The 9312-nt window shown below is 49.0% G+C and carries 9 protein-coding genes; all 9 read right to left on the reverse strand.

Going from position 1 to position 9312, the window contains the following annotated elements; all coding sequences use genetic code 11:
- On the reverse strand, window positions 1-853 hold an 853-nt coding region (locus LUCIF_RS22140; RefSeq protein ID WP_279386983.1), incomplete at its 3' end, for a PTS transporter subunit EIIC.
- Between the two features lie 2 nt (window positions 854-855).
- Window positions 856-2988 (reverse strand): BglG family transcription antiterminator, encoded by a 2133-nt coding sequence (locus LUCIF_RS22145; RefSeq protein WP_122630012.1) that lies wholly within the window; start codon window positions 2986-2988, stop codon window positions 856-858.
- A gap of 114 nt (window positions 2989-3102) precedes the next feature.
- Window positions 3103-4509: a PTS mannitol transporter subunit IIBC gene (locus LUCIF_RS22150; RefSeq protein WP_122630013.1), complete on the reverse strand. Its 1407-nt coding sequence runs from the start codon at window positions 4507-4509 to the stop codon at window positions 3103-3105.
- A 227-nt stretch (window positions 4510-4736) separates the two neighbouring features.
- Window positions 4737-5243, reverse strand: a complete 507-nt coding sequence (locus LUCIF_RS22155; RefSeq protein ID WP_207858290.1) for a hypothetical protein — start codon at window positions 5241-5243, stop codon at window positions 4737-4739.
- Between the two features lie 174 nt (window positions 5244-5417).
- On the reverse strand, window positions 5418-7007 hold the full coding sequence (gene aspD / locus LUCIF_RS22160; RefSeq protein ID WP_122630014.1) for an aspartate 4-decarboxylase: 1590 nt from the start codon (window positions 7005-7007) through the stop codon (window positions 5418-5420).
- A 131-nt stretch (window positions 7008-7138) separates the two neighbouring features.
- Window positions 7139-7270 (reverse strand): hypothetical protein, encoded by a 132-nt coding sequence (locus LUCIF_RS27105; protein WP_279386984.1) that lies wholly within the window; start codon window positions 7268-7270, stop codon window positions 7139-7141.
- 32 nt (window positions 7271-7302) lie between these two features.
- On the reverse strand, window positions 7303-7680 hold the full coding sequence (locus tag LUCIF_RS22165) for a biotin/lipoyl-containing protein (protein ID WP_122630015.1): 378 nt from the start codon (window positions 7678-7680) through the stop codon (window positions 7303-7305).
- A gap of 41 nt (window positions 7681-7721) precedes the next feature.
- Complete coding sequence (locus tag LUCIF_RS22170) at window positions 7722-7973, reverse strand: OadG family protein (RefSeq protein ID WP_122630016.1); 252 nt, start codon at window positions 7971-7973, stop codon at window positions 7722-7724.
- A 45-nt stretch (window positions 7974-8018) separates the two neighbouring features.
- Window positions 8019-9149, reverse strand: coding sequence for a sodium ion-translocating decarboxylase subunit beta (locus tag LUCIF_RS22175; RefSeq protein WP_122630017.1), 1131 nt, complete (start codon window positions 9147-9149; stop codon window positions 8019-8021).
- Window positions 9150-9312 lie beyond the last annotated feature (163 nt).

The raw sequence follows: 9312 nt of genomic DNA on the forward strand, positions 1-9312 counted from the left end.
TTACCGCCAGAATCAACAACGGATTCATCAATACATAGGGGAAGTAAATTTCATGGATACCACCCAGGAAGTGGATGATAATGGCGCCGGGCGCCGATTGTTTGATCATTCCTTTGGAAAATACCCAATAAGCTAACAGAATGCCTAAGCCCGGACCCGGGTTCGGTTCCAGCAGGAAGAAGATGGACTTGCCGACTTCTTTCGCTTGCTGCACACCGATCGGGCTTAATATGCCATGATTGATGGCGTTATTCAAAAACAGGATTTTGCCTGGCTCGATAAAGATGGATGCCAGCGGCAGCAGTCCCGCCGCCACGATGGATTCCACACCGCTTTTCAGTATGTTGTTTAACGCCAGCACGACCGGTTCAACGCCCGTATAGGCCAAGAGCGCCAGCAACGCGCCAATGATACCGGCAGAAAAGTTATTGACCAGCATTTCAAATCCGGCCGGAATTTTCCCTTCCGCCGCCGCGTCAAATTTCTTAATTACCCATCCGCCCAGGGGTCCCATAATCATGGCCCCCATAAACATGGGAATACTCACGCCTACGACGACACCCATGGTTGCAATCGCTCCCAGAACACCGCCCCGGGTTCCTCCCACCAGTTTACCGCCTGTATAGCCGATCAACAGAGGAAGTAAATAAATAATCATCGGGCCTACCAGTTTACTTAAGTATGCGTTGGGTACCCAGCCTGTCGGAATAAAAAGTGCCGTAATCAATCCCCAAGCAATAAAAGCGCCGATATTCGGCATAACCATGCCGCTTAAGAACCGGCCAAACCTCTGGATTTTTTCCTGGGTACCACCGGTTGAATGCATTTGCATCGTAAAATTCTCCTTACTCATTGTTAATCCCCCATTAATTGACGGTTTTTGGTTTTATATAACTCTTCCATAATGTGGCTGATTTCCCGGAAGTCCTCTTCATAATTGCCGGTTGTTAATAACCCGGAAAACTCCGGCCGTTCGATCAGCATCCGGCTCAAATGACTGAGCGTCTCCATTTCGATTTTGCCGCAGTGTTCCGGGGCCAGCATAATAACAGCGAGCTTGACGTCTTCCGGTTGTCCTTTGCCGTTGATTACGCGGATGGAATTCAAAATCTTGACGGCGCCAAAATGAATCGTCTTTACAGCCTCGCTCCGGCAATGCAATAAAACCATTCCGTGCCCGGTAATAAAGGTGCCGCCTTTTTCTTCCCGCCGCATAATGGCTTGGGCCAGCCTTGCCTGATTCGCTTCCTCACCCAGAGTCCTGCTGATTTTGTCAATCACTTCTTCCATGGTTCGCGAATCCCGGTCTTCCCTAAGAAAGAAATTGTCCAGAATCCGGGTAATGGCCTCGCTATAACTGCTCAATGCATTTAATTTATCTTTCAAGGCCATTGGATTCTCTTTACGAACCGGTGAAACGGGAATTTGCTTTTTTGTCATTTTCATCTGCTGAATTATTTTTATTTTGTCTTCTTCAAATAACAACGGATTCACCGTAACAACCGGTAGGGAGCAGTTCTCAATGCCAACCGTGGAAACAATGAAATCAACTTTTTGTTCCCCCAGCCATTTTTCTTCTATATAAATTGTTGAAATGATATCGACAATTTTAATATTGTCAAATTCTTTTTCCATCCGGGTCGCCAATAGCCGGGACGTGCCGATTCCCGTGGCACAGGCAATCGCACAGCGGTAAATCCGCTTGGCAATTTTCGCACAGTTTTCAATCGCCGCGCCCAAATGCATAGCAATATAGGCAATCTCCGATTCCGGCATGGTAACACCCAACTGCTTTTCTACCACGGCGGCACAGGTCCGGCTGACTTCCAGCAAGTCCGGATAAAAGGCTTTAATCTTATCCAACAACGGATTCCGAATATCCAAATTCATTTTTAGCCTGCTTATGGACGGCCCCAAATGATTGACCAGACCAATTAATAAATTCTCATTGGCCGCTAAAGAATAGCCCGTCGTCTGTTCTGCGACTTTGATCATTTCCCTGGCCAGTTTCACCAGTTCAAAATTTCCCAACGGCTGGCCGGCTGACTGAAACGTATCACTACGGTTCCTGGAGCCTTTGAGATGCATGGTGATATAACCGATCTCATCTTCAGGAATCGGGAGGGCAAATTGGGTCGCAATTACCGCTGCCATATCGCCGGCAACGGTATATTCCGGCAGACGTTTCAACTCGTTCAGAAATTCTTTATCAATTGTAATTTCCTCATTCTTTTTTATACGTTGAATCGCCAGGGCTAAATGAACAATCAATCCCACATAGGCATTATCGGTCAGCTTATAGCCCATTTTCTGCTCGGCGGCCTGAATTGAGGTTTCCAACCGCCGGATCACTTCTTTATCGATTAAATTCAACAACCGTTTCCGGCTTCGATTTTCGATCCCGTCTTTCGGGTCGGACGATGAGTTTTTGATATAATTCCGGATCATGCGTAACAATTGTTCTTCATCCATGTTTTCGTAAATAAACCGGATCATCGCTTTCCTGATGTTACTTTCCCGGCCTTCAATATAAACGCCCAGTCCGGGTTTACGCACCAGGGTAATTTGATGGCCGGCAAACCACTTTTCAATTTTATCCAAATCATTGCTGATGGTCCCTTCCGTGACCTTCAGTATGGCAGCAAAATTGTAAAGTTTAACGGGCTCCTGATTCTGCAGCAATTCACTGATGATAAACATTTGCCGTTCCTGCGGCGAATAAATGATTTCTTCCTGTTCTTCCCTTAACAGAGCCAGCATTTCTTCCCGCTGAACTGCGTTTGCGCTGACCTTAATGCCGGCACCCGTCTTTTTACTCAGGCTGCAGCCTCTTGCGGCCAGCCAGCTTTCCACTTCATCCAATTCCCGCAGGATGGTTCTGGCGCTGACTCCTAACTCCTGAGCAATGGTTGAAAGAGTCACATAGTCATTCTCCCGGCAGATCGCAAGCAAGATTTTTTTAACACGAACATTCATTTTTTCCTGCATAACATCCCCCCGCTTACGTCAAACGTCTCCGCCGTTTATTCCCTGCCCATATGGATGGCAAAATGGGGTGAACGGCACCCCATTTTGCAGTTTGTTACTTTATTTACCTTTTTATTAGGACAGCCGGTTTACCAGGGCATCATATTCCGGACTGTTGACGAAATTTTTGATGGAAATATGCTCGGCCTTAGGCGCCATCGATCTGGCCCGTTCGGTAAGACTTTCGTGGGTGATGACAATTTCCGCATCGACGGGAATGTCTTCAATGGCGCAGTTGACTACTTCGATGTCCAGGCCGGCTTTTTTAAATTTGTTCCGCAAGGTAGTCGCCCCCATGGCGCTCGAACCCATGCCGGCGTCACAGGCAAATACGACTTTCCTGACGTTTTTCTTCACCGTTGCTTTTACCGGAGTTCCTTTGAGTTCTTTGACCCGTTCCTGCGCATCCGTCAGTTCTTCATCGTCCATTTTGGCGCTGGCCCGTTTCACAAACACGGACGCAACTAAGAAGCTAACAACCGTAGATACCAGCACGCCCGCCAGTACACCCAGATAACCGCCTTTCGGCGTCATGGCCATCAGGGCAAAAATGCTTCCCGGCGACGGAGTCGCCACCAGACCGGCATGGAAGGTGACAAAGGTCAGGACACCGCTGGCGCCGCCTGCGATTACCGCCAGAATCAACAACGGATTCATCAATACATAGGGGAAGTAAATTTCATGGATACCACCCAGGAAGTGGATGATAATGGCGCCGGGCGCCGATTGTTTGATCATTCCTTTGGAAAATACCCAATAAGCTAACAGAATGCCTAAGCCCGGACCCGGGTTCGGTTCCAGCAGGAAGAAGATGGACTTGCCGACTTCTTTCGCTTGCTGCACACCGATCGGGCTTAATATGCCATGATTGATGGCGTTATTCAAAAACAGGATTTTGCCTGGCTCGATAAAGATGGATGCCAGCGGCAGCAGTCCCGCCGCCACGATGGATTCCACACCGCTTTTCAGTATGTTGTTTAACGCCAGCACGACCGGTTCAACGCCCGTATAGGCCAAGAGCGCCAGCAACGCGCCAATGATACCGGCAGAAAAGTTATTGACCAGCATTTCAAATCCGGCCGGAATTTTCCCTTCCACCGCCGCGTCAAATTTCTTAATTACCCATCCGCCCAGGGGTCCCATAATCATGGCCCCCATAAACATGGGAATACTCACGCCTACGACGACACCCATGGTTGCAATCGCTCCCAGAACACCGCCCCGGGTTCCTCCCACCAGTTTACCGCCTGTATAGCCGATCAACAGAGGAAGTAAATAAATAATCATCGGGCCTACCAGTTTACTTAAGTATGCGTTGGGTACCCAGCCCGTCGGAATAAAAAGTGCCGTAATCAATCCCCAAGCAATAAAAGCGCCGATATTCGGCATAACCATGCCGCTTAAGAACCGGCCAAACCTCTGGATTTTTTCCTGGGTACCACCGGTTTGCAGCGGAGCGTTATTCAGTTGAGTACTTGCCATGCGTTTTTACCTCCTATATGGTTTTAGCGCAATTGAAATGGTATTCCTGCAGAAATATTCTTTCTATTCCGTTAACTTTATTATAAACGGTCCCTTCCCCGGTATTCAATTCAAAGATATAACGTTACGTCCATAGCCATTACGGACAAAATTAAAGAAAGACCGCTGACGCGGTCTCTCGGCTCAGGGCGCAGAAAAATTCAGGGCAAATACCGGTTGCTATTTTGCTATTCCACGGGCTCATAACGAATTTCCCAGGTGAGGGATCCAGGGCGCGGCAGGTCGTGAAAAATCGGACGTTCCTGCATACTATAGCCGATAACCGAAATTTCTACGGCATTCTTGCCCAGAGGAAACTTGCGGTTGGTCACGCCCGGGGCTATCGTTTCCACCTCACCGTTTTCCCAAACGATTCGAATCATCGACTTGTCCGCATGATCTCCCTTGGCCTGGAAGTTGACAATTACCAGATTCTTAGCAAAACGGCCGGCAATGGCTTGCCGCAGCGTCACTTTTCCTTTAAAGGCAACATCGGTTCCCCCAATCATGCGCAGCGTTGGCAAAGGAGTAATTTTCACCGCATCCGGCGGAATTGCAGTCTCGCTTGTTTTGACCGGGGCCGCCGGTGTTGCCTGTCCCGGTAGTTTGTTATTTTCCCATAACCAACCCGCGCTGACTGCAATCACCAGCATAAAAACGGTGCCGGCCAAAAACGATTTTCCATGTATCCCCACTCTCCGTCCTCCTTTGTGCTGCGTTGTGGGTGGTCGGTTTATTCATGCAGCTTGCCTGGCTCCTCCAGTTTACCAAACGGCCGCCAGTCTGCTTCATTAAATATCTACTATCTGTATTTATTGTACCGTAACCGGAACAATAATTTCAAGCCGGAAGCCTTTGCCAGTTATTTTTTACGGCCGGGCCGCTGAACTTCTCCATTCTTCCACATACTCCGCCAATACGCTTCGCAATTCCTGACCGATCTTGGCATAGGCGGCATCATCCAGATTGGCCAGTGAAACCCGTACAGACCAGGCCGGGCCATGAAAACCACCGCCATTGAGTAAAACAATGGCGGAATTTTCCGCTAACCGGAATAAAATATCCTCGACCGTATAATTTTTCTGCAAATAGGCGGTAAATTCTTTGCCATAGTGAAAATTCGCCCACTCTTCCAGGTCGAACTGCGTATAATAATCGGCATCATAAGGGAGGTTAGGCTGCGGCAGTCCCAGTCCTTCATACAACAATTTGATCCGGCGGTGGCAAATCTCTTTGGTCTGCCGCTTATATGTATTTTCCCGGTCCAGCAAGGCAAAAGCGGCAAAAAGCGACATCTGCACCTGCTGCGGTGTCGACAGTCCGGCTGTATGATTTAATGCAACCTGGCGGCTGTCCGCTACCATCCGGTCAATAAACCGTATTTCTGCCGGCGCAGACGATAACGACGAATATCTTTCCCTCAGGATGGCCGCCCGGTCAGACGGCAGTTGCCGGAGCAAATGGTCAAATACATTGTCGGGCGGCAGCGCCACGACCCCCAACCGCCAGCCCGTTACTCCGAAATACTTGGAAAAAGAATAAATAACAAGGGTATTGAAGGGTAAATCGACTGCCATCGAACGAAACTGGTCCACAAAGGTTGCGTACACATCGTCCGATATGAGCATCAAATTCGGATTCTGTTCCGTCACAATCTGTTTTAATCGTTTAACCGACTGCGGCTCGATGGCCACCGAAGGAGGGTTACTGGGATTCACTAAAAATAACGCTTTAATCGAAGGATCGGCCAGCTTGGCGATTTCGGCGTCCGGATACTGCCAGATATGCTTTCCCTTTTGGTCTACGGCAGTCGCTTTCAATTCGACGATCTCAAAATCATAGCGTTTTAGATCCGGAATTTCAATATAAGGCGCAAAGATCGGCACCATCATGGCAACCCTGTCGCCAGGCAACAGCAAATAATTGGCAGCTAACGAATCGAACAGATAGCTCATGGCCGCGGTGGCCCCTTCGACAGCGAATAAATCGAATACATGGCCTGCCCCGGGCGGAAACCCCAGCTCACGGATCAAAAAGTCATGCACAAGCTGCTCAATTCGCACGAGCATGCGGTCCGGCTGGGGATAATTATCCCCCATGATGCCGTCTACCAGTTCATAGACCCACTCGTCCGGCTCGAACCGGTAATGCCGGATTCCGTAATCAACAACGTCTTTTAACAGTTGAACTCCGGGAACGGTTTGATTGTCCCGGATAAATGCGCCAAACCGCAGGGCCACCCCTTCCCGCTCGGGATGACCCGCCAGGTCCCGTTCATTCCAGGTTCGCCGGCTTTCCTGAACGGCAAATTGGCCCAACGCAAAAAAAGCTTCCCGTGGGGTCGCCGCCACCCAGTTGGGATTTCCCCGTCCCGCGTTGAGCAGCGTCCGAGTCGCTTTTTTGTGACCTTCCGCCAAACTAATCAACTTATTTTTAAACTCAAACGGGCTAATTTCCATGACCGGCTACTCCCCTGTTCCCATAAATTTATTCATTCTTCTTCATTATTCACCGGGAACAAAAAAATATACGGCATACCACCCGAACCTTCGGCGCAGGCCGGGCAAAACTTCGTTCGAATTATTCCTGCCTAAAACTCCGGTTTTTCAGCATGCTTGGTCCAATATAAAAGAAAGATGCTTTTCATAGCACACCAGCAATAGGTCTTGATTTGCCGGTCACTTTTTCTAAGCATCATCCGTTTTTCCCGCAACAAATTCAACTCTGGTTTTTCTAAGTGACAATAAAATTCATCTAGCTGATTAAAACAAGCACCGCTCCTGTTTGAACCGGATCACCAGCCTTGACATAAATTTCCGTAATTACACCATCACTGGAGGCAAGTACAGGATTATGCATTTTCATCGCTTCCACAATGACGACTTCCTGCCCCTTATTTACTTTACTGCCAACATTTACTTTGACAGCAACAATCTTTCCCGGCATGGGCGCGGTCACTCGGCCACCGGTACAGGCGGCGGTCGTTACCGGGGCGGCCGGAGAAGCCGGAACAGGCGCAACTGCCGGTACGGCCTCCGTCAGTTTAACTGCTCCGGTTACGGCTATATCCGCTTTCTTTTCTACAGTGACTTCATAAGCCTTACCATTTACAGTAATCGTATAATTCGTCATAATTGGGTCCCTCCCCGTCTCTTATTAAAATAGGTGCATTATTATAAATGGTTATGCAACAGCTCCTGACGCCCAGTAAGGGTCCAGTTGCGGCCACAACACGTGATGCATAGCACCTCGAAACCACCATCGCCTTCAAATTGTGCAACGGCGGCACTTATTACCGCCAGAAGCTCATCTTCTTCCAAAATTTGGGGTACAGCGGAGACCGGCATACTAGTTCCTTCCCCCTCCTTTTTCCGCAAAATGAAGAATAAAGCCACAGCAATAGCTAATAAGATAAGCCACATCATTCTCTTTCCCTTCCCCTATGGATATATGGCAACGGCCTGTACAAACTATTTTACACCCAGCAATGCCAGCATAATGCCGCCGGAAATAGCGGTGCCGAATACACCGGCCAGATTGGGGCCCATGGCATGCATAATTAAGAAGTTATATGGATTTTCCTGCAGTCCAACGACGTGGGAAACACGGGCGGCAATCGGTACGGAAGCAATCCCGGCGGAACCCACCAGCGGATTCACCTTTCCACCGGTATACCAATTGATTATTCTGGCCCCGATAACGCCGGAAGCCGTTCCGCACATGAACGCAATCAAACCGAGGACAATAATTTCCAGTGTTTTCACTGTCAGGAATTGATCCGCAACCATGGTGGAACCAATGGCCACCGTTAAGGTAATCGTAATCACGTTCATTAAATCATTGGCTGCCGTGTTGGCCAGCCGTTCTACCAGCAGTACTTCCCGCAACATATTACCCAGCATCAGCATCGTAATCAGCGGCGCCACCGGCGGCAGCAGCAAGTTTACAATTATGGCGATAACAAAGGGAAATACGATTTTTTCCAGCCGGCTTACCGGACGGGTTTGCTGCATCATAATTTGCCGTTCTTCCTTGGTTGTTAACAGTCTCATGATTGGCGGCTGAATTAAAGGCATCAACGCCATATAAGAGTATGCGGCGACAGCAATCTGCGGCAGTAAATGGGGTGCCAGTTTCATCGTCACAAAGATGGCCATCGGGCCGTCGGCGCCGCCAATAATCCCTATGGCACCGGCCTCCGCCAGAGTAAAGCCCAGTGCTTTGGCACCGATAATAGCGACAAAAATACCTAAATGAGCCGCCGCGCCGAGTATCATCAAACTGGGGTTAGCGATCATGGGTGCAAAGTCGGTCATCGCACCGACGCCGAAAAAGATAAGCGGCGGAAGAATTACCAGTTCCACGCCCTTATAGGCATAATAAAATAATCCGCCGGGCTTTATCAGATCCGAACCGGGAACGTTGGCAACAATACAGGCAAAGCCGATGCCTAATAGCAAAAACGGTTCGTATTTGCGGGCCAGCGCAAGGTAAACCAGGACGGCACCGACAATAATCATTACCACGTTGCCCCACCAAAGCTGGGCAAGGCCGGTTTGTTCGACCAGCGAATACAGTAGCGACGAGATTTGTTCAAACATGCACTTTCCTCCTATAGTATAAGGTTACGAACAAGAATTAGTGGCCGCCCTTCAGCTTGCTTTCATCGACATGGCCCAGCTTGTTCAGATGGGGAAATATATACAAAACCAGGCTGATGCCATAAATAATTACGAAGCTCAGTAGAAAATCGATAACGCTTAA

This window comes from Allolucifera butyrica (genome assembly GCF_900476375.1).
Lineage (GTDB): Bacteria > Bacillota > Negativicutes > Sporomusales > UPPP01 > Lucifera > Lucifera butyrica.

Excerpts from the sequence above, each read along its gene's own strand:
- LUCIF_RS22145 (WP_122630012.1), bottom strand. The coding sequence starts at position 2,988 with ATGCAGGAAAAAATGAATGTTCGTGTTAAAAAAATCTTGCTTGCGATC.
- LUCIF_RS22150 (WP_122630013.1), bottom strand. The coding sequence starts at position 4,509 with ATGGCAAGTACTCAACTGAATAACGCTCCGCTGCAAACCGGTGGTACC.
- aspD (WP_122630014.1), bottom strand. The coding sequence starts at position 7,007 with ATGGAAATTAGCCCGTTTGAGTTTAAAAATAAGTTGATTAGTTTGGCG.
- LUCIF_RS22165 (WP_122630015.1), bottom strand. The coding sequence starts at position 7,680 with ATGACGAATTATACGATTACTGTAAATGGTAAGGCTTATGAAGTCACT.
- LUCIF_RS22170 (WP_122630016.1), bottom strand. The coding sequence starts at position 7,973 with ATGATGTGGCTTATCTTATTAGCTATTGCTGTGGCTTTATTCTTCATT.
- LUCIF_RS22175 (WP_122630017.1), bottom strand. The coding sequence starts at position 9,149 with ATGTTTGAACAAATCTCGTCGCTACTGTATTCGCTGGTCGAACAAACC.